Consider the following 19,620-nt stretch of genomic DNA (forward strand, 5'->3'; position numbering starts at 1 on the left):
ATAGGAATAAGTATCTTGATAAATAAATTTGCAAGTGAATTTAATGTGATATTGCTATTTACTGATTCCATCTATCCAACTAAAGAGTTCATTCTGATCATAGTCGCCGCTATGGGGTCTGTCCCAGGGCAATTCTAAGTTAACATCGTAACCTTTGTTCTGCAGCAAGGTGGCTAACATGACAGATACGGCAAGTCCTGTGTCTTTGTCCTTCGTGCCATGACGAATTCGCCAATGAGCAGAAGTTTTGGTATCAGCCCGGCCAATATAGTCCATCGGGTTCATCATTTTAACTACAATAGCATCAGCAGTTACTGCTTTTACAGCTGAATTATCTGCAGAGAATTTGGTGAAGTGTGCTTTATCAACTGTTGCCGTACCAAATAACTGATTTTCGCCGGTAGAGAGGTTTAAGGCATCAAAAGCGGGCGGCGTTTTCATCCGCTCCATATAATGCACATAACCATCAAAATCAAGGCCGGTCACTTTTCCACCCGTAATCGTCAACCATTTTAATGCAGAGAGGTCTTTTCCTGAATCTAACACTTTCTGCGCAGATGCAATCACATAAGATTTAACCCAATTTTTAAAGCTGCCATTTCCATCTTTATCTAATTGCAATAACTGCCCTTGTTTTCCTTTTAATTGCAAGCTATTAACATAAGCTGGAAACAGGACTTTTAATTGTGCGGAAACCACCTGCTCTTTTGAACTCAGTTCGCCTGCCGTTTCTGTACGCTGCACTTTATAATCAAGCATACTGATATTGATCTTTTTATAGGTATTTACGCTATTAAACTGCCACTCATAGGCCATGTCAGCATGATCGAGGTTAGTAATTGGGCAGTAAGCCGAAACTGCAAAAATGTCATCACTTGCATCGGCCGCACCGATAGCTTTGAGATAGGGCTCGTAATCCTTGTTGTTACCAGTTGCACCTAATAGCGCAGACAAAGCGCCGCCGGCACTGGTACCGTTCGATATGATCTTTGATGCGTCTCCGGGCATTAGTTTGTCGTTAAACTTCAAATACCGCACAGCCGCTTTCAGGTCTACTATTGCCGCAGGTGCTTTACCTGTGTAAATCCCTTTTTCATCTTTGGTGGGTCGGCCACGTGCGCCTGGCGATGCCACTACATAACCATTTAATAAAGCAGCAGCAATAGTTGATACCCGGTTACCTCCAGGCCCCATATTACTGCCGGGCCCACCCGGTGGCATACCTCCAGCAGGCATCCCCCCCGGAGGCATTCCTGCTGGCCCACCCGGACCAGGCCCCCTACCAGCGTTAATTGCTGTTCCCGGACGCCCCGGCATATAGCCACCAACCTGATTCGGAAAAAAGATGGGTGCTGTTTGGGCCGTATAGCCATTGATGCTGCCTTTGTTAAAATAAGCTTCGGGTATATATATGTTCATCTGCTGGTAAACCGTATCTACCGGTTTTGCCACATACACCACATGCTCGTAGGCACGCACCTTCATTTGCTTCCCGTTTACAGCAATTTCTTGCACGGTATAGTTTTGAGGGTTAAATGTTAGTCCTTGTGACATTGATGCGAATGGAAATAATAAAGCAGGCACTAAAGCTGCTTTTTTAAACATTGATAATTTCATTTTTTGGATCCTCATAAAAACAACATTTAATGCGTTGAATAAGCTATGAATGCGCGCCCTTCAAAAAGATGCGTTGTACTAAAGCGGTCTGTATCTGCCGCCAGGCGGTTAACCAAAGGATGTGTTTCTGCTTTGTCGGCATTATCTGCGATAATGATGGCACCCGCAGCAAGCTTATCTTCCAGCAACTCAAACACCGGTAAGTATAATTCTTTAGCACCATCCAGAAAAAGAAAGTCAATCTCACCTTCTACTGTAGCCAGTGTTTCCAGGGCATTACCTTCCAGCAAAGTAACCACGTCCAGCAATCCGGCTTCATCAATATTTTGCCGGGCACCTGCTATTTTGGTGGGTTCGATATCTGTGGTAATTAACCTTCCGCCATTGGCTTTTGCTGCTGCTGCCAGATAGATGGTGGATATGCCATAAGAGCAGCCAAACTCTACAATGTTTTTCGACCTGGCCACCCTGGCCAGCAAATGCAACAGTCTGCCTTCTTCGGCGCCTACTGCCATATAAGCCGTAGCCCATGCGTGTTCAAACGGTTTACCCTGGTTGGCTGCCTGCTGCCGGGCCGCTTGCCTGTCCTGATGATCGGCTGCTGCTTTTTCATGTAATACTGCTAAGGTTTCAGCTACAGGTTTGCTATTTAAGATGTTCATATGACATAAATTTTTAGAATCAGTTAATTGTTGTTAGTTCCGCCGTTGTCCTGTTTCAGGTCGTCATTGTTGATGCTCTTTTTGGGCTTCTGCGGCTTGTTGTGCAGCCCGCCTATTTTATAGCTGAACTTTAGCTCAAAGCTGCGGATGTAATTAATGTTTACAGCATTTTGTGCGATGTTACCCGAAGTAACTACGGTAGGTATTTTGTACCCGTGCGTCAAAAAGTTATCGCCGCCAATACCAATGGTTCCTTTTTTATTGGCAAAATACCGGTTAAAGCTCAGGTTGTACACGCCAAAGCCACCCTGATAACCTTGTAGTTGAATTTGGTTGGAACGGTGAAAAGCAAAGGCCTGAATGGCATATTTGTCTGACAGATCATAGCTGCCGAACAAACGGTAATTAGTCACCCAGCCGCTGTTTGCCGCATGGTAAAGCGGATCGGGGTCTTTGTTATCCAAGCTCAGATGATAAAAATCGACACCGCCGTTGATGTTTAATTTATTGGTTAACGCCAGATTTAATGAAGCACTCATGCCATATGCATTTTGCTTACCGAGGTTCAGATACGTGGTACGCACAGTATCGCCGTTGGCGCTGCGAATGGTTTGTATCGCATCATTGGTATTGCGCATAAAGGTTGATAAGTTCAGGTTATTGTTTTTGATGTGCGTACTGTAAGCCAACTCGAAATTATTAGTAAACTCGGGCTGCAAGCTCGGGTTACCAACGGTGATGTTCAAAGGGTTTGATGCCTGAATATTTGGGTTCAGATACTCCAGCGATGGCCGTTGTATGCGCCGGTTATAACCCAGTTTTATCATATCACCATTATCAAATTTCTTGGCTAGGTTTACACTTGGCACTAATACCCCATAGTTGGGAATATTAACGGATGACCCTGACTGAAAATCAGCCGTGATGCTGGTATACTCATATCGCGCGCCGGCCTTAATCGTATAACTTTTAGGCAATGAAATGGTGTAGGATAAATAGCCGGCCGCTACATTTTGCTTGTAATTAAAAGCGTTGGATAAACTTCCGGATGAGATGGGTTGATAATTCAATGAGCCATCAGCTGCAGAATAATAAGTATAATCGCTGTTTACCGTACGGATGATATCTTTTGCACCAAATTCCAGTAAAGTATTTTTGAAGGTGGGCGTTTGATAATCCGCTTCAAAGGTTAGCTCTTTATTTTTGCTGCTGTTCAGATTCTTCAAGCCATTCAGGACAGACCCGTTGCTTTGGTCGAGAAAGATATTTTCGAAGTTATTGTCCCGGTTGTTCTGGCTGTATTCTGTCAGCAAGCTAAACTCCCGCTCTGGTTTTTTTCCGGTTAACGTATAAGTTAGCGTAGCATCCAGTTGGTTGGAGCTGTTGGTAATATCGTTTCGCTGCAGCATGGAGCCGATGAGCAAATTGTTCAGGTAATTCTGCGTTAAGAAATTATCCTGCTTGGTTGGCCGGTTATTAGCGCCAATCACCACACCTAAACTCAAAGAGCTACGCTTGTTAATATCATAGTCCATCCCCAGGTTATACCGGCCCATCAGGGAAGTGTTGCTGGTAGTGGCCGATTGCGTGGTTAAGCTCACATCATTAGAAGTTAAGCTACTGATGGTTTGGCTGTTGGTAAATGCACCTGGCGTATTATAGCTGCCTCTGCCAAAACCACCTATCGAAAAATTAAACTTACCCACCTTGTAGCCGCCGTTTAACCCCAGGCTGGAACCGCGCGTACCGGCCGCCGAGTTCACATTAAGCGACAATCCTTCAAGTGTATTTTGTTTTAAGACGATATTGATAATGCCGCCCGAGCCTTCCGCGTCATACTTAGCCGAAGGGGAAGTAATCACCTCCACGCTTTTGATCAAATCGGATGGAATTTGCTTTAAAGCGTCAGATACACTAGCCGACATCATGGCTGATGGCTTGCCGTTAATCAGAACCTTTATATTTGAGCTGCCCCTTACACTTACGTTCCCGTCCATATCTACTGATACCATGGGTACGCGTTTCATCACATCGGTAGCATCGCCGCCCCGTGCAGTTAAATCGTTTTCGGCATTGTAAACGGTGCGGTCAATCTTTTCTTCTATCAGCGCCTTTTGGCCCGTTACCTTTACTTCATTCAGCATTTTACTATCGGGCCTTAGCACTATCTTACCAAGCTTAAGCGTAGCACCGTCTTCTAATTTCAGGTTAGCAATTACTTTGCCTGCATAACCCATAAAACTCACTTTTAATTGATAGGTGCCTGCTGCTAGCTTATCTACTGTGAATTTACCTACCCCGTCGGCCAGCGACCCGGAAACCACCTTACCGCTTGTCTGATCCAAAACTGAAACGGTGGCGTAATCAACAGGTTTCCCGCTTAACGAGTCTATGATGGTACCTGTGATAGAAGCGTCGGCAGGGAACGGATTTGTAGCTGCCAAGCCTAAAAGTGGCACGAGCAGCGCGATCATCAAAACTATTTTCTTCATATGTTTTCTTTTCACACTGCAAAGAAGCAGTGGCTCACGTTCTTAAAAAAGCACAATAGACCATTTGGAAAAACTTATCGACGTAACGGAAATATGAAGAGCTGCATCATCCTCAGGTCGGGAAAAACCACTGGCTCGTCGACAGGAAAGGCCGGATGAGCGATCTTGTAGTTTGCTTTGAAACCGTATATTTATTATTGTGCTGAAATTGATAACGATGCAGCTATTTAAAAGACACCATATTTTCCTCCTGGTTCACCTCATTTGCTGGCTCATCCTGGCATTGGGCTTCCTGTACAGCCATCCGCCCGAGTGGGGCGACAATGTGCCCCGTGCGTTCTGGATCAGACAAAACTTGTTGCTGGCTATTCTGATAACGGCTTTTTATCTGAACTATAACCTGCTGATTCCTAGTTTGCTGTTGCGCAAGCAGATAGGCCTATATGCAATAATTACTATTACATTGATTATCGGTTTAACGCTGCTAAACGATGGGGTTAACAAGGTGTTTCACTTAAATCAGCTGCCCTTTCCACACCATGGCCCGCCGCATCGCATTAATACGTTTGTCCCCGGTATGATTCTGCTGATGATCGGATTGGGAATTACGGTGAGCTTTATCAAGCAATGGCAGGAAGAGGTTACCTTGCGGCAGCAGCTGGAGCAGGAAAAAGTAACTACGGAGCTTACCATGCTGAAAGCACAGATCAATCCGCATTTCTTTTTCAATACGCTCAACACAATCTATTCCTACACGCTTTCAGATGGCGACGTTGCCAGAACGGCCATCACCAACTTATCTAAAATGATGCGTTATGTACTGTATGATGCGGCCGGGAAGCAAACCCCACTAAGCAAGGAGATTGCCTTTATTCAAGAATACGTAGAGTTGATGAAATTGCGTACCAGCAGAAAAACCACTGTGCAACTTCAAATAGAAGAACAGGCCCAGGAGGTAATGATTGCGCCTATGCTGTTCCTGCCTTTTGTAGAAAATGCTTTTAAGCATGGTGTCAGCAGCATTCAGGAAAGCCATATTGTGATTCATATTACCCAGCATGCAGACCGGGTTATTTTAAAAGTGCGTAACACCATCCATCAAACCCGAAGCAACAGTGAAGAGCAAAGCAACGGCATTGGCATTGCCAATACCACCCGCCGGCTGGATTTGCTATATCCGGATAAGTATACGCTAACTACCGGTTTGAACAATCAACAAGAATACGAAGTACAACTAATTTTGCAGCTATGATACTCAACTGCATCGCCATTGATGACGAACCGCCTGCATTGGATCTGGTAACCCGTTTTTTAGAGCGCACGCCATTTTTGAAACTCACAAACAGTTTCGACAACGCTATTGAAGCCTTGCGCTATATCAGCGAAAACCCGGTAGACCTGATATTTCTGGACATCCAGATGCCTGATTTGAGCGGCATAGAACTGGCACGTATCCTGAACGGCAGAAATATGAGCCAGTCGCCATCCATTATTTTCACTACGGCGTTTGATCAATTTGCACTGGAAGGCTACAAGCTGGATGTAATAGACTACCTGCTTAAGCCATTCGGATATGAAGATTTTATGCGTGCAGCTACTAAAGCGTTAAAGCTTGCCGAATTAAAAATTCAACCGGTTGAAACGGCATCAAAGGACGAAGAATATATCTACCTCAAAGTAGAATTTCAAACTGTAAAAATAGGCTGCAGCAAGATCACGCATATTGAAGGACTGAAAGACTATGCGAAAATACACCTCGATACCAGTGATAAGCCATTTTTGTCTCTGATAACGTTAAAGGCTTTAGAGGAGAAGTTACCGAAAGGTAAATTTATGAGGATACATAAATCAACCATTATTGCACTAAATAAGGTAACTTCTGTTACTAAAAATGCCGTTTATATCGAGCAGCTGATGTTTCCGGTTTCGGAACAATACAGGGAAGACTTCGGTAAATTCTTAGCGAAGTGGCAATGAGTAAGCGATTTTTAGAGGTTATTAGTGTAATCATTATCATGGGGCTGATTTTTATAGCCCTGTACTTTTGTACAATAGGTTGACCTTTGTTAATCAGAGCAATTTTAAAATATAACAGAATGAACAAAAGTGTAGAAGCCGGATTCAAGTAACTTCTTACGCCATATTTTAATGTATCTCTTTTCTTGATAACTACTATTGTATATGGGACGGAGACAGCTTGGGACTCAAGATTCTCAAAATGCAACCAGCTTAACTCTAGTTAACATACAACAGTTTATAGGAATAATTTAAGATATAAAGTATAGGTCCATCTAATTGTTAACTCGTCTTTAATCGAGTGTTACAATTGATTGATTGAATTACATATTACAACGTCATCCATGTTGAATCCGCCATCAATTGATTGGAGTTTGATCCTGTTTGAGCTTGACAAGATAGGTAGCCCAAGCAGGACTTGAATCTCTTATATCATGTTGTAAACATTGCAATAGTATAAGTATTTTTGAATATGAGTCACTAAACTAATTTATACTCATGCCAAAGCTGGTAGACGGCATTCTATCTTTGAATTTTCGCCTAAATCATGAGAAAAACATATCAACACAACCTTTTAATCAAATTATTCTTTACGCCTTGGATTCTGAGAAAAGTGCCCTATAAGTTTAATTTCAAGACATTTTACCCATCTATCTTCATGTTTATGCTTCCAACAAATGGACATACATGCGTTGCCTTGTTTGCGTTATGAAAGCCAAACCGGAAAACCAATGCCTTTTTCCTATCCTGAAAATACAGGTACGATAGGCGAACTGGATAATCCGTTAGGCTTGACCAAGCCATTCCGTGCGCTTTAAAGCACCGGGTTGTGTAGATATTTTGGGACGGCGTGACTGGTAATTAATCAATCAACATGGTCAAAGTGTTACGGAATTAACTGTTTGCTATTCTGGAACGGGGTGGTCAATGGCTCCGGAATATCCATTAGTATACTCGTTTCCTAAATAGATTTATGTTGAGTAGGAGATATTGAGAGTTAGCTGTAATTTCAATTGTTTCTACTCATCAGTTGAGCGTTATTATAGGTGGTCTGAATTCTAGCAGCAATGACTTTTGGATCCTGAATGTGCATATAAGAGTGAACTTCGGCAGGCAAATAACAGAAGCTTTGCTATTGTTCTCAAGAAATTTCAGATAAGCATTGGTACGTATTTTATCAAAGCCGGGAATAAAAGCACTGTTCAAATTCAATTGTTTAAGCATTGCTTCGTTCTGAAGATTTGATCCGGCGCAATGCTTGTAAAAAACCACGGAGATCTGTAATGTCTGCGACAAATGATTTGGCGTAGATTTCTCAGGCCTGTAAGCTGACCGACCATAAGAACAAGCATATTCTCATTTCGGGAAACAAGCGCTATCTGAAACCCTTCCTTACCGAATTCTGTTGCTAGGGCGACTCCGATTCCCGCCCCCCCCGCCAATGAATAACAAGCGTTTTATTTCCCATAAGCTGATATTCGACGCTATTATTGTTTAAATAATTTGAGATTCCATTGTCTACTGAAACGATATTATTCCGCATCAACCCATTTTTTCGTGCTGAGATAGCAGTACTCCCAAACTCGTGTCATGTTAACAGGACTGTAATACTTAGCTGATGTTTTCGAGACTTTCTTATTCACATAGTACATGCCTGTAACTCCTGATACTTCAGGCGCTGAGGCTAAATAGATGGCGGTTTTGGCACCTTGTTCCGGCGTCTTCAGGAATGGTCTGGCTAGTTTGGAAAAAATATTATAGAACCAGCCGAGGTTGCTTCCGCTACCAAAACTCGTTTTCACGGCTCCGGGATGCAACGTGTTTGTAGTGACATTGGATTGGCACTTAGCCAGTTCAGCGGCAAGTAGTTGACTGAGCCAGATCACGTAAAGCTTAGCATTTCCGTACGCGGTCATGGGATCATATCTCCTTGTCATTTCAATATCATCGAAATCTGGTTTAGCACCCAGGCTATGGGCATCAGAGGAAACGCTCACGATCCTTCCCTGTTCACTTTTCTTCAGATGCCCAATCAACAACCTTGTTAAAAGGAACGGTGCCAGTACATTCAGGGCCAGCGTCTTCTCAAAGCCATCCTGGGTAACTTCCCTTTTTTTGTCCATTATGCCACCGGCGTTATTGATCAGTACGTCAAGATGATCATATTTTGCTTTTAATTTTTGAGCAATAGTCTTGATATCGCTCATCATATAAAGGTCTCCCGTGACATAATCTATATTCGGATTGCCTGAAGCAGACTTTATCTCATTGACTGCTTCCTTTGCCTTCCCATCATCTCTGCCATGGATAACAACTGTATGGCTCATTTTGGCTAGCGCGATAGCTGTTGCCTTACCCATTCCACCGGTAGCACCGGTAATAAAAATTATTTTTTTGTTCATCATAATAATAGACTGAGATACAAACCTACTTATATTTGCTAACCAGCGGTAAGTACTAACCTCGCGGTTAGTGCTTACGGGGAGGTTAGTATTAATATTTGTGTTATGATAATTAGCGATGGACAGGAGATCAAATGTGACGCGATAACGCTGAGAGCGATCAGAGATGCGATGGAAACCCTCAGCGGTAACTGGAAATTGCAGATTTTGCTGGCTTTGGGTTCAGGGCCGAAACGTTTCCGGCAAATCGCCAAAGAAATAAGCGGCATTAGCGATAAAATGCTGTCAAAAGAGTTAAAAGCGCTGGAAACCAATTTACTGGTTACAAGAGTTGTGTACGACACCTTTCCGCCTACGGTGGAGTACCGAAAGACAAATTACACAGATTCCCTATACGAAGTAATGCTGGCTTTACGCAACTGGGGTTTACTGCACCGGAAAACGATCGGTGAAAAATAGTTGCAAAGGCATGGTCTTATTCTGAGAACAGGATAGATCTCAACCCGCGTGAATCGGGAGTAATCTGCTATTAAATTTGTTCCCTTGTACCGCAATGCGCCTTGATCACGCGGACTTTTTTCTTGCTGTAAACGAAGTTATTCAACATGAATATCTTTAGAAGATATTCTTTCCGAAATCTTTTATTTCGACCCGTTGACAAAATGGTTTGAAGAATTTGAGCAATTCGATTTGTCTTTAATTGAAAATGACCTTTGCTTGCTTTTCTTAGATAATGCAGAGTTATGGCTAAATTCTGCTTTGAAAGGGTTTAGATATTTCAGAAGCAACTCAACCGCTTAAGAATTTTTTCAGTCTCATCGGTTCAATGGTTGGGTTATTGGATGACCGGGACTACAAAGCTTGGGTATGGAACCCTTATTCGGACAAGCGCAGAGTGGCCAGAGCTAACTTGATTCAAATTAAATGGACTAAAGTCTTTATAAGGTTACAAACTCGATGGGCTCATTTAAGAAGCGTTGGAAAAGGATAAATGAAAATTTCAACGTATTTAACTTTGAGTGGTCTTCAGATGATCTGACAGCGATCCAATCGCTGGATAAAGGTAGTGGACTAATTTATTACTTTTAAAAAACTTTTGAAATCAGCAAGCACGTAATAAACTCCGCAGAATTTAGAGTGATTATTCTATCGCGAAAATTTATTTGTACATCCAAGTTTTTAGTTTCATTTTAATAAAGTTTCTATCGGGCCATCAAACATGTTAATAAATGTCAATACTAGGTCGCTAGCTTTACAAAGGTGGCGAACCAATGAGAAAAAGTAATTAATTTCTATTTTTGCAATCATCGGATTATGCAGGATATTTTCAAAGCTTACCTTAAACGCCATACTGACTTCAATCAGGATGAACTCGCCATGATTGAATCTGCCACTCGCCTCAAGAAGCTGAGACGGCATCAGTATTTATTACAGGAGGGGGAGATCGCCCATCATCACTGCTTTGTTACCAAAGGCATACTGCGTGCCTATTCGGTGGATGAAAAGGGAAATGAATACATCCTCCGTTTTGCTAATGAGAACGGGTGGATCAGTGATTGTGAAAGCTTATACAGGGGCACACCCAGTAAACTTAACATCGATGCCATTGAAGACTCGGAAGTATTGCTGTTTGAGAACGCCGGTAAAGATATGCTGATCGAAAAGCTACCTGCCTTTGCCAAAATGGTCAACATCATGAAAAATGAAAGTTCTGTCACCTTTCAAAACCGGGTTCATGAATCCATAACTAGCACTTCCAGGCAGAAATACGAAAGCTTTGTGAAGCGTTATCCCGATCTTGCCCTTCGGGTACCACAGGCCATGATTGCTTCTTACCTGGGTATCCAACCGGAAACCCTAAGCCGCCTGCGTCACGCACGTTAAGCCGAACCCGTTGACATTTGTCAATGTATTTCTTGATTCCATGTCAATTCGTTAATCATGCCTTTCGTGCAATTTCACTTTATATTAAAAGTAAAATATTATGTCAAGTGAATTGGAAAACAAGGTTGCTGAAAATACGGGTGAGTATGTAGAAACCAAGTCAAAAAATGTAATGAAAGCTGTCCGGCTGCACGGATATGGGGGACCGGAGGTATTGATTTATGAAGATGCACCGGTGCCCGACTTAATGCTCGGTGAGGTAATTGTTCGCGTATATGCAGTAGGCATCAATCCTCCCGACTGGTATTTTCGTGAGGGGTTGAAAATGCTGCCACCACAGTGGAGGCCACAGATTTCCCTGCCGGCCATTCCCGGAACCGATGTGTCCGGCGTAGTTGAGGCGGTTGCTGAAGATGTACAGGCATTTTCTGTAGGCGATGAGGTGTATGGCATGGTTCGCTTTCCAAGCTTTGGCGAAAGCCGCGCCTATGCTGAATTTGTAGCTGGCCCGGCTACGGACTTTGCACTTAAACCTGCGGGCATTGACCACGTACATGCCGCCGGGGCACCAATGGCCGCTCTTACTGCATGGCAGTTTTTGATTGAACAAGGGCACGATGTGCCAAACCCGATACAACCACACCGGCATATACCAGTACCTTTAAATGGTAAAAAAGTACTAATTAACGGCGCGGCAGGTGGTGTGGGACATTTTGCACTGCAACTTGCCAAGTGGAAAGGAGCCTACGTCATTGCGGCGGCATCCGGCAAACACGAGGCGTTGTTAAGGGAACTCGGCGCAGACGAATTTATGGATTATACCAAAACTGCTGCCGAAGATGTTGTGCGTGACGTTGATCTTGTAATTGACTCCATTGGCGGTCCGGCTACCAGTCGTTTCCTGCGCACGCTCAAACGCGGGGGCGCACTTTTCCCGATCTTTGGATTAGGAGCCGTAGGCGGTGACGAAGCCGAGACGCTTGGCGTAACCCTTTCGACAACACAGGTTCGCTCCAATGGCCTGCAACTTGCAGAACTTGGACGTTTGTTTGATTCTGGTACAATTTGTACGGTTATTGACAGTACGTTTTCGCTGGAAGATGCCTGGAAGGCACATGAACGAGCTTCAAGAGGTCACATTCAAGGTAAGATTGTCCTTACGGTTGCCTAGGCAATTGTAGCGTTTCAACATGACACAATGATAGTTCAACGGTCTTCACTGTATTTAAAAAATGATTAATGATAATAAAGCAAGCATATGATATAACGAAGATTCACTTGTGGCATGAAGTAATTAAAAAATGACTTTATACCACAAGGTGACTTTGGGTTCAACTTCTACAAAAGATTCTATTTCTTTTCTGAAAGCTTTGCTATGTGCGGTTTCGATATGAGGTCCCAATAGCCGTCCTGTGCTTGACCAATATTCTACAAGTAATAATTTTTTAAGGGTCAGCCGGATCTTCATGGACCCTGATCTCGCAACAGCCCTCTTCATTGCTGAAACGGTTTTTGAAACTAATATCAGTGCGTTCTGGCCAATACTGCCTTACCCTCTTTTGTTCGAAAGCAGATGACAGCAGTAATAGGTTCAAAAGCAATGATCATAAATCAGATATTCCTATGTTTAGATATTTAAAAGAGGTCGAGCGAGTTCACCAACATCAATAACGCATCAGTAATAAGCAGGGATATCCTAAGCAGGATATTCCTGCTTATTACCTTTTATTCGATGAACGTTGCGAAATCAGCAAGCGGGAGCCTAACTTTTTTGAAAGTGGAAAATACGTCACTTTCGGCATCACGGTACCCTAATGATAAGGCGACGACTGATTTGAAGCTTTTTAGTTTAAGCCCGAGGAGAGCATCGAATTTTGCAGCGTCAGACCCCTCCATAGATGTCGTGTCTATTTTTAATTTCGCCGCAGTGATCAACGTAGTTCCAAAGGCAATGTAGGCTTGTCTTAACGCCCAAGCGGCATTTTCTTCATCAGACCGCGAAAGAAGGCCGGCGACTAAGGCTACCTTGAAATCTGCTAACGCTTCTTCCGGTATGTTGCGTTCACTAGCCATATGGGAGTATCACATGATCGAACAAGCATTTATTTTATATCGTAAATGCAATCCCGAAAATATTATATTTGCGTAACTGATTACGTAATTATAAATAACGATTTTTTTAAATCAATTGGGATAAAAGCTTTAGGAAGCAGACTAAGAATGCTGACTGAAAAGATTACTTATGATGCTGCGGGTATTTATAAGTTGTACGGCATTGAAATTCAGCCAAAGTGGTTTACTGTATTTTATGCACTGTCTCGAAGTGAAGGAAAAACGATAACTGGAATCGCTGCTGAAATTGGACATTCTCATCCTTCGGTGAGTAAAATAGTAAGCGAGATGATCAAAGCAGGGCTTGTTCTGGAAAAAAAAGATGCTGCTGACGGGAGGCGAAACATCGTAAGCCTCTCTGAAAAAGGAATTGGCTATACAGAAAAAATCCAGGATCAATATACTGATGTTGAGAATGCCATTGAAGCGGTTAACTCGCAGGCAACACATAACTTATGGAAGGCTATAGAAGAATGGGAATTCTTGCTTGAACAGAAATCTTTGCTACGTAGGGTAACTGAAGAAAAGAAACGCCTGGAAAGCGCGGATGTACAAATTGTAGAGTACCAACCGCAGTATGCGGCAATATTTAAGTCATTGAATGAAGAATGGATTTCCGCTTATTTTAAGATGGAGGAAGCAGATTATAAGTCTTTAAACGATCCCGAAGGATATATTTTGGAAAAAGGAGGGCATATTTTTGTCGCCCTTGACAAAGACAAACCAGTGGGTGTTTGCGCGCTGATTAAAATGAAAAGTGACGAATATGATTTTGAGCTTGCTAAAATGGCCGTTTCTCCTCTTGCTCAAGGCAGAAGCATAGGCTGGTTGCTCGGCCAATCGGCACTCGATTGCGCAAGTAAGCAAGGTGCAAAAAAAATATATCTGGAAAGTAACACGATACTGAAACCGGCTATTAACCTCTACCATAAACTTGGATTTCAAAAAGTCGCAGGTCATGCTACCCCGTATGAGAGGTGCAACATTCAGATGGCTTGTGATATTAGCAAAAGGGATAAATGATCAACAAATTATTCATAGAATAAACCATTAAAGATGTACGAAAATAAAATAGCCATTGTCATTGTTAGTGGCCTGGCTCAATGGCAGAAATTAAATGTCACCGCTTTTCTGGCAAGTTCAGTCGCGATTGCATTTCCCGAAACACATGGTGCGCCGCTCGTTAGTGCATCGGGCACACAATACCTGCCCTTTCTCAAGCATCCTGTATTGATTTACGCAGCTGAGACTGATGAGCAAATAAAAAGGGCGTTCAACCGGGCTAGTGAACGTGGGCTGCATATTGGCGTTTATACCAGGGGGCTATTTGCAACGAAAAACGAGGAAGGTAATTTGACGGAAGTTGCTAAAAACGCAGATGTTGAATTGGATTTGGTAGGGATTATTGTATACGGGGAGAATAAAAAGGTTGATAAAGCGATCGATAAACTCAAATTCCATTCTTAAGGAATCTGCCATCTAATGTTATTCCCGGTAAACTGATATCATTAACTGAATGGATATTACGGCCAGCATGACCATACAATTCCGTGCGCATTTGAGCAATGAGTTGTGTTGACAAATAACACTTTTAATTATTTGCATCAGCAAGTTAGCATGGTCAAAGCGTACCGGAATGACCTGACCTCTTTTCCGGAATGCGGTGGTCAATGGTTCCAGAATATCCAAATTACGTTCCAGCCTTTTTCCTGAAATAGTACGGCTGTGGCCTTGCCTATACCACTGCTGGCACCGGTAATTAAAATAGTGTTGTTCATGTTGCTACGTTTTAAATGATGGTGTAAAGGTCAGCCGAAATGTACAGCAGCAGATAATACAAATGCAGGGAAGTTATATAATTTTTACCGATTGCTGCTGCTGACTTGATTCTACAGGCCATCCGAAATATCAGTATGCGGATATTATACTCAAAGCTTCGCGCTGTTCATCGTCGTCACCAGATAGTGTCTCAGGTTGCTTTTCTGCAGTCTTTAATAGTTTGTTTCAGAGGGTTCGGCTTATTATTCATCCTTGCTGTACATCCTGCTGCTGAACAATAGCTAACGACTCATTTCGGTTATTATCATAGTTTACTGCATTATGTACGAGCGTAGGCTTTTAATTTATCTTCCACCCATTAAGTTATAGTCAATATTGAAAATTGTATGGATAGCGAAAGGTATTCACTGATCCTTCATCCGGATTTTACGCCAACTAGACATACTAGTGATCGACAAGTTCCGGCTGGATCCAGTGGCGGGATTGAATGACAAACGGGCACTATAGAATTGTTCCAGAACCTCTCTGCCTCTAAACACAACCAGCAGTTTAAAGCTTTTAATTTACGTCGGATGAGGCCAGGAGCAATTCAGGATGATCATTCCATTCCGGGGCAAGCTATAACAAGCAAATCAAGAACGCCTTTATTGACCAGAAAGCTTTATAACGAAGATCAGAGGATCACAGTTAGAATGTAATACAACGATTATTAAGTTCTTTACAACGGATAAGCGGTGTCGCTTTTGATTTCAGACAGTACAAAGAAACTTTGTATGGTAGTGATGTTAGGCAGGTTCGCCATTTTGTTCCGGTAGAAATCCTGGTAGGCGTCCATATCGGAAGTAGCAATCCGCAGCAAAAAGTCGAAGGTACCGGTCATCTGGTAACACTCCATGACTTCGGGAAACTGAACCACCCGCTGTTCAAAGGCATGGAGCGTGGCCGCCGTATGGTCATGCAGTAAAACATGCAGGTAGGCAATCAGGCTCCGGTTAATTTTCTTTCTGTCCAGCAACGCTACGGTCTTCTTGATATAGCCCTGCTCATGCAGCCTGCGGATACGCTCATGAATGGCAGCAACGGATTTGTGCAGCCGGTGAGAAATCTCCTTATTGGTTAACGAAACATCATTTTGCAATAACTTCAGGATCTCAGTATCGGTCTTGTCTATATTCATCTTTACTTGAGTAATTTCTGCTTTCTGAAAATTATACAGGTTTTAGGTTAAAATTGAAGGCATGAAGTAAAAAAGTATAGCTAAAAGTGAATTTCACCATAAATTTTATTGAAGTTGAAGCTGAGTGTTGATAAAAGTACGGAATAAGTTAAACTTTACAGAAAACAAGTTACCAAATCGTTCTATATCTGCACTTATGTTGGAATCACCGTACGAACAGCAGTTTACTGAGTTGTGGCATCTGGTAGGCAATACGCCCATGCTGGAGCTGCGTTATGAATACCAGGGTAAACCGGGACGCATTTTTGTCAAGTGCGAACACTATAACCTGACCGGCAGCATAAAAGACCGGATGGCTCTGTACATTATGCACAAGGCTTATCAAACCGGGCAGATACAGCCTCAGGATGTGATCGTAGAGGCAACCAGTGGCAATACAGGTATTGCGTTTGCCGCCATTGGCAAGTCATTAGGTCATCAGGTCAAAATCATTATGCCCAATTGGCTCAGTAAAGAGCGGCTGGATATTATCCGCAGTCTGGGTGCAGAGGTCGTTCTGATTAGTAAGGAAGAGGGTGGTTTTCTAAGTAGCATTGCCTTGTCGGAGCGTATGGCGGAAGCCGGAGGCGTTTTTCTGCCGCGACAGTTCGAGAATATTTACAATGCTGAAGCGCATGAGCGCACGACAGGTAAAGAGATCTGGCGGCAACTGGCTTCATCAGGTTTGATGCCCGATGCCTTTGTGGCGGGTGTAGGAACCGGTGGTACGGTCATGGGCGTGGGCAGTTATCTGCGCATGATGAAACCCGACGTCAAAATTCATCCGCTCGAACCCGCCGAATCACCAACGCTGACCACGGGTCATAAAGTGGGTACGCACCGTATCCAAGGTATTTCGGACGAGTTTATTCCCGCTATTGTTAAGCTGGATGAACTGGATAAAGTGGTACAAGCCTCAGATGGCGACGCTATCCTGATGGCGCAAAATCTGTCGCGGGAGCTGGGTCTCGCTGTTGGTATCTCCTCCGGGGCTAACGTGATTGGCGCTATCCGGCTCCAGCAGCAATTTGGCCCGGAAGCGGTGGTGGTTACGCTGCTGTGCGACAGCAACAAGAAATACCTGAGCACCGACCTAATGAAAGAAGAACCCCTTAAAGCCGGGTACTGTGCGCCGGAGGTCAGGTTTACGGGTTTTCATCCCATCAGCCGTTTAGCTAAACCGATATTCAACTAAATCATTTATTACACTCGTCTCAATTGATATAAAAACTATGATCCGTTTACTTTTATTCTTCCTGATTTTTCTAAATGTAAGCCGGGCAGGCGCACAGATTCTGACACCTGTGCACTGGAGCTATGCGGCGAAACGGCTCAGCTCTACTGAAGCTGTAGTGTTCATGCGGGCGACTATAGACGAGGGCTGGCATGTATACTCACAAAACGTCAAAAATGGTGGTCCGGTCAAAACCGCCTTCACCTTTGCACCATCCGGTGCTTACACGTTGGTGGGTAAAACTATGGAACCCACGCCTATCACCCGCATGGAGAAAGCCTTTGGGATGGATGTGAGCTTCTTTGAAAAGTCGGTTACCTTTCAGCAGAAAATCAAACTTAAGGGCAGCGGTACTGTAACGGTGAAAGGCAGCCTGGAATACATGACCTGTAACGACCAAAAGTGTTTACCTCCTGAAGATCTGGAATTTAGCATCCCGATTAAATAAGCATAGCCGTTCCTTTCAGCCTTATTCTTAATTACAGTGAAAAAAATAGTATTGGTCTGCCTGCTAATTATGGCAGCGTTGGCAGCGGCAGGTTCATGTTTTCCTGGCCAAGCTCAAGACACGCTCTCTACCCAAGGTTTTGAATTTACACCTGCTCCGGCAACGCAGGCTGTTGTCAAAGCAAAACCTGTTAAGCTGACTCAAAGAAAAGTAGCTAAGCAAATCGATCACCAGCAAAAAAGGCAAACGCTATGGGCAATTTTCATCGCAGGCCTGTTAGGCGGCTTTGCTGCGGTACTGATGCCTTGTATCTTTCCGATGCTGCCCATGACGGTCAGCTACTTTACCAAGGGCGCTGATAAGGGCAGCGGCGTGGATAAAGCTGTACTCTACGGTATCAGCATCATCGTTATCTATGTGGTGCTGGGACTCTTGATTACCGTCATCTTTGGCGCTGATGCATTAAACAGCCTCTCTACAAGTGGCGTATTTAACTTCTGTTTCTTTCTGCTGCTGGTGGCGTTTGCCGCATCTTTCCTGGGCGCTTTCGAAATTACGCTGCCAAGCTCATGGGTGAACCGAATGGACGCCCAATCGGATAAAGGCGGCTTGCTGGGTATTTTCTTTATGGCAGCTACCTTGTCGCTGGTATCTTTCAGTTGTACTGGACCTATCATCGGTACGCTGCTAGTACAGGCAGCCACTTCAGGCGCGCTGCTAGGACCCGCCGTGGGCATGTTTGGCTTTGCGCTTGCTCTGGCTTTGCCTTTTGCCTTGTTCGCCCTGTTTCCGGGCTGGATGAGTGCGCTTCCCCGTTCGGGCGGGTGGCTCAACAGCGTAAAGGTGGTGCTGGGCTTCTTGGAGTTAGCCCTGTCTTTCAAGTTTCTGTCCAACGTGGATCTGGCTTATCACTGGCACTGGCTGGACCGGGAGGTTTTCCTGGTGCTCTGGATCGTTATTTTCGCACTGATGGGCTTTTATTTGCTGGGTAAGCTTACCCTTAGCCACGACAGCACACTGCCGTTTGTTTCGGTGCCCCGCTTGTTTCTGGCCATTGCGGTATTATCGTTTACGCTGTATATGGTGCCAGGGCTTTGGGGGGCGCCGCTGAAGTCCATCTCTGCCTTTCTGCCGCCGATGGCAACGCAGGACTTTGATTTGTCGTCAGGTTTGAATACTACAGGAAGCAGGGAGGCGATGGAGGATTCCGGCCCGCACAAGTATGCAGCATTGTTTGACAAACCCAAAGGTTTTAACCCTTTCTTTGATTATGCAGAAGGATTAGCTTACGCTAAAAAAGTGCACAAACCGGTGATGCTCGATTTTACCGGCCATGCCTGCGTAAACTGCCGCAAGATGGAAGCCAGCGTATGGTCTGACCCGCAGGTGGCTAAACGGATCAATGAAGATTATGTACTTGTTCAGCTGTATGTGGATGACAAGACAGATTTGCCTGAGGCCGAACAAACCAGTACACCTGAAGGCCGGAAACTCAAAACGATTGGTAACCGGTACAGCTACCTGCAAACCAGCAGGTTTGGCGCCAACTCGCAACCCTTCTACGTACTGCTCGACCCGGATTCGCAGCAGCCCCTGGTAGAGCCGCAGGGCGCCATCTTTGACGTGCAGCAGTACGGAGCTTACCTGGATAGCGGATTAACCGTCTATAAACAACATTAATCAGAAAGTCTTCAACCGTTCTTGTTTCTTTATGCGTTAATAAGTTAGTGTAGTATCAATCAAAAGCACCATCCTGAA

At 43.9% G+C, this 19,620-nt stretch carries 17 protein-coding genes and 1 pseudogene; 11 read left to right on the forward strand and 7 right to left on the reverse strand.

Annotation, left to right across the window (positions count from 1 at the left end; all coding sequences use genetic code 11):
- Positions 1–54 precede the first annotated feature (54 nt).
- Genes HH214_RS10240 through HH214_RS10250 form a run of 3 tightly spaced genes read right to left on the reverse strand, consistent with a single transcriptional unit; the run spans position 55 to position 4,771 of the window.
- The gene (locus HH214_RS10240; protein ID WP_169607389.1) at positions 55–1,617 is read right to left on the reverse strand and encodes a subtype B tannase; all 1,563 of its coding nucleotides are present in this window, start codon (positions 1,615–1,617) and stop codon (positions 55–57) included.
- A 26-nt stretch (positions 1,618–1,643) separates the two neighbouring features.
- Positions 1,644–2,279 (reverse strand): O-methyltransferase, encoded by a 636-nt coding sequence (locus tag HH214_RS10245; RefSeq protein WP_169607392.1) that lies wholly within the window; start codon positions 2,277–2,279, stop codon positions 1,644–1,646.
- 23 nt (positions 2,280–2,302) lie between these two features.
- Positions 2,303–4,771 carry a TonB-dependent receptor domain-containing protein gene (locus tag HH214_RS10250; RefSeq protein ID WP_169607394.1) on the reverse strand — a complete coding sequence of 823 codons (2,469 nt, stop codon included), beginning with the start codon at positions 4,769–4,771 and terminating at the stop codon, positions 2,303–2,305.
- Between the two features lie 217 nt (positions 4,772–4,988).
- Between HH214_RS10250 and HH214_RS10255 the strand changes: the two genes are divergently transcribed.
- The 3 genes from HH214_RS10255 to HH214_RS10265 all read left to right on the forward strand — a co-directional run bounded on the left by HH214_RS10255 (position 4,989) and on the right by HH214_RS10265 (position 7,605).
- Positions 4,989–6,023 carry a sensor histidine kinase gene (locus tag HH214_RS10255; RefSeq protein ID WP_169607396.1) on the forward strand — a complete coding sequence of 345 codons (1,035 nt, stop codon included), beginning with the start codon at positions 4,989–4,991 and terminating at the stop codon, positions 6,021–6,023.
- Complete coding sequence (locus HH214_RS10260) at positions 6,020–6,748, forward strand: LytR/AlgR family response regulator transcription factor (RefSeq protein ID WP_169607398.1); 729 nt, start codon at positions 6,020–6,022, stop codon at positions 6,746–6,748. The genes HH214_RS10255 and HH214_RS10260 overlap by 4 nt, the downstream gene beginning before the upstream one ends.
- 716 nt (positions 6,749–7,464) lie before the next feature.
- Positions 7,465–7,605: a hypothetical protein gene (locus HH214_RS10265; RefSeq protein WP_169607400.1), complete on the forward strand. Its 141-nt coding sequence runs from the start codon at positions 7,465–7,467 to the stop codon at positions 7,603–7,605.
- A gap of 714 nt (positions 7,606–8,319) precedes the next feature.
- Here the strand turns inward: HH214_RS10265 and HH214_RS10270 are convergent.
- The gene (locus HH214_RS10270; protein WP_211166353.1) at positions 8,320–9,192 is read right to left on the reverse strand and encodes an SDR family oxidoreductase; all 873 of its coding nucleotides are present in this window, start codon (positions 9,190–9,192) and stop codon (positions 8,320–8,322) included.
- 102 nt (positions 9,193–9,294) lie between these two features.
- On the opposite strand from HH214_RS10270, the gene HH214_RS10275 reads away from it, so the two are divergent.
- From HH214_RS10275 to HH214_RS10285, 3 genes are all read left to right on the forward strand, one after another.
- Positions 9,295–9,648: a winged helix-turn-helix transcriptional regulator gene (locus HH214_RS10275; RefSeq protein WP_169607401.1), complete on the forward strand. Its 354-nt coding sequence runs from the start codon at positions 9,295–9,297 to the stop codon at positions 9,646–9,648.
- A gap of 855 nt (positions 9,649–10,503) precedes the next feature.
- Positions 10,504–11,073 carry a Crp/Fnr family transcriptional regulator gene (locus tag HH214_RS10280; protein WP_169607403.1) on the forward strand — a complete coding sequence of 190 codons (570 nt, stop codon included), beginning with the start codon at positions 10,504–10,506 and terminating at the stop codon, positions 11,071–11,073.
- Positions 11,074–11,320: 247 nt separating this feature from the next.
- On the forward strand, positions 11,321–12,244 hold the full coding sequence (locus HH214_RS10285) for an NADP-dependent oxidoreductase (protein WP_248282277.1): 924 nt from the start codon (positions 11,321–11,323) through the stop codon (positions 12,242–12,244).
- A 554-nt stretch (positions 12,245–12,798) separates the two neighbouring features.
- On the opposite strand, the gene HH214_RS10290 is transcribed toward HH214_RS10285, so the two are convergent.
- A complete protein-coding gene (locus HH214_RS10290; RefSeq protein ID WP_169607405.1) occupies positions 12,799–13,146 on the reverse strand; it encodes a nitroreductase family protein in 348 nt (115 codons plus the stop codon).
- Positions 13,147–13,191: 45 nt separating this feature from the next.
- Here HH214_RS10290 and HH214_RS10295 point away from each other — a divergent pair, with 45 nt between their 5' ends.
- A complete protein-coding gene (locus HH214_RS10295) occupies positions 13,192–14,208 on the forward strand; it encodes a bifunctional helix-turn-helix transcriptional regulator/GNAT family N-acetyltransferase (RefSeq protein ID WP_169607407.1) in 1,017 nt (338 codons plus the stop codon).
- A gap of 33 nt (positions 14,209–14,241) precedes the next feature.
- Entirely contained in the window at positions 14,242–14,652 is a 411-nt protein-coding gene (locus HH214_RS10300) for a DUF2000 domain-containing protein (RefSeq protein WP_169607409.1), read from the forward strand.
- A 221-nt stretch (positions 14,653–14,873) separates the two neighbouring features.
- On the opposite strand, the pseudogene HH214_RS10305 reads toward HH214_RS10300, so the two are convergent.
- Both HH214_RS10305 and HH214_RS10310 read right to left on the reverse strand, forming a co-directional pair.
- Positions 14,874–14,963: pseudogene (locus HH214_RS10305) on the reverse strand (SDR family NAD(P)-dependent oxidoreductase); the annotation flags it as partial.
- A gap of 719 nt (positions 14,964–15,682) precedes the next feature.
- Complete coding sequence (locus HH214_RS10310) at positions 15,683–16,141, reverse strand: Lrp/AsnC family transcriptional regulator (RefSeq protein ID WP_169607411.1); 459 nt, start codon at positions 16,139–16,141, stop codon at positions 15,683–15,685.
- Positions 16,142–16,337: 196 nt separating this feature from the next.
- On the opposite strand from HH214_RS10310, the gene HH214_RS10315 reads away from it, so the two are divergent.
- The 3 genes from HH214_RS10315 to HH214_RS10325 all read left to right on the forward strand — a co-directional run bounded on the left by HH214_RS10315 (position 16,338) and on the right by HH214_RS10325 (position 19,542).
- Complete coding sequence (locus HH214_RS10315) at positions 16,338–17,375, forward strand: PLP-dependent cysteine synthase family protein (RefSeq protein ID WP_169607413.1); 1,038 nt, start codon at positions 16,338–16,340, stop codon at positions 17,373–17,375.
- 37 nt (positions 17,376–17,412) lie between these two features.
- Positions 17,413–17,862 carry a protein-disulfide reductase DsbD domain-containing protein gene (locus tag HH214_RS10320; protein ID WP_169607415.1) on the forward strand — a complete coding sequence of 150 codons (450 nt, stop codon included), beginning with the start codon at positions 17,413–17,415 and terminating at the stop codon, positions 17,860–17,862.
- 69 nt (positions 17,863–17,931) lie between these two features.
- Positions 17,932–19,542 (forward strand): protein-disulfide reductase DsbD family protein, encoded by a 1,611-nt coding sequence (locus HH214_RS10325; RefSeq protein WP_169611115.1) that lies wholly within the window; start codon positions 17,932–17,934, stop codon positions 19,540–19,542.
- Positions 19,543–19,620: the final 78 nt, after the last annotated feature.

Origin of the sequence: Mucilaginibacter robiniae, from assembly GCF_012849215.1 — a bacterium.
GTDB classification, from domain to species: Bacteria; Bacteroidota; Bacteroidia; order Sphingobacteriales; family Sphingobacteriaceae; genus Mucilaginibacter; species Mucilaginibacter robiniae.

What these genes read in the sequence shown, in the direction of transcription:
- HH214_RS10270 (WP_211166353.1), bottom strand. Translation starts at nt 9,192, where the DNA reads ATGATGAACAAAAAAATAATTTTTATTACCGGTGCTACCGGTGGAATG.
- HH214_RS10275 (WP_169607401.1), top strand. Translation starts at nt 9,295, where the DNA reads ATGATAATTAGCGATGGACAGGAGATCAAATGTGACGCGATAACGCTG.
- HH214_RS10250 (WP_169607394.1), bottom strand. Translation starts at nt 4,771, where the DNA reads ATGAAGAAAATAGTTTTGATGATCGCGCTGCTCGTGCCACTTTTAGGC.
- HH214_RS10320 (WP_169607415.1), top strand. Translation starts at nt 17,413, where the DNA reads ATGATCCGTTTACTTTTATTCTTCCTGATTTTTCTAAATGTAAGCCGG.
- HH214_RS10265 (WP_169607400.1), top strand. Translation starts at nt 7,465, where the DNA reads ATGGACATACATGCGTTGCCTTGTTTGCGTTATGAAAGCCAAACCGGA.
- HH214_RS10255 (WP_169607396.1), top strand. Translation starts at nt 4,989, where the DNA reads ATGCAGCTATTTAAAAGACACCATATTTTCCTCCTGGTTCACCTCATT.
- HH214_RS10300 (WP_169607409.1), top strand. Translation starts at nt 14,242, where the DNA reads ATGTACGAAAATAAAATAGCCATTGTCATTGTTAGTGGCCTGGCTCAA.
- HH214_RS10310 (WP_169607411.1), bottom strand. Translation starts at nt 16,141, where the DNA reads ATGAATATAGACAAGACCGATACTGAGATCCTGAAGTTATTGCAAAAT.
- HH214_RS10295 (WP_169607407.1), top strand. Translation starts at nt 13,192, where the DNA reads ATGCAATCCCGAAAATATTATATTTGCGTAACTGATTACGTAATTATA.
- HH214_RS10280 (WP_169607403.1), top strand. Translation starts at nt 10,504, where the DNA reads ATGCAGGATATTTTCAAAGCTTACCTTAAACGCCATACTGACTTCAAT.
- HH214_RS10285 (WP_248282277.1), top strand. Translation starts at nt 11,321, where the DNA reads ATGCTCGGTGAGGTAATTGTTCGCGTATATGCAGTAGGCATCAATCCT.
- HH214_RS10245 (WP_169607392.1), bottom strand. Translation starts at nt 2,279, where the DNA reads ATGAACATCTTAAATAGCAAACCTGTAGCTGAAACCTTAGCAGTATTA.
- HH214_RS10325 (WP_169611115.1), top strand. Translation starts at nt 17,932, where the DNA reads ATGGCAGCGTTGGCAGCGGCAGGTTCATGTTTTCCTGGCCAAGCTCAA.
- HH214_RS10260 (WP_169607398.1), top strand. Translation starts at nt 6,020, where the DNA reads ATGATACTCAACTGCATCGCCATTGATGACGAACCGCCTGCATTGGAT.
- HH214_RS10315 (WP_169607413.1), top strand. Translation starts at nt 16,338, where the DNA reads ATGTTGGAATCACCGTACGAACAGCAGTTTACTGAGTTGTGGCATCTG.
- HH214_RS10290 (WP_169607405.1), bottom strand. Translation starts at nt 13,146, where the DNA reads ATGGCTAGTGAACGCAACATACCGGAAGAAGCGTTAGCAGATTTCAAG.
- HH214_RS10240 (WP_169607389.1), bottom strand. Translation starts at nt 1,617, where the DNA reads ATGAAATTATCAATGTTTAAAAAAGCAGCTTTAGTGCCTGCTTTATTA.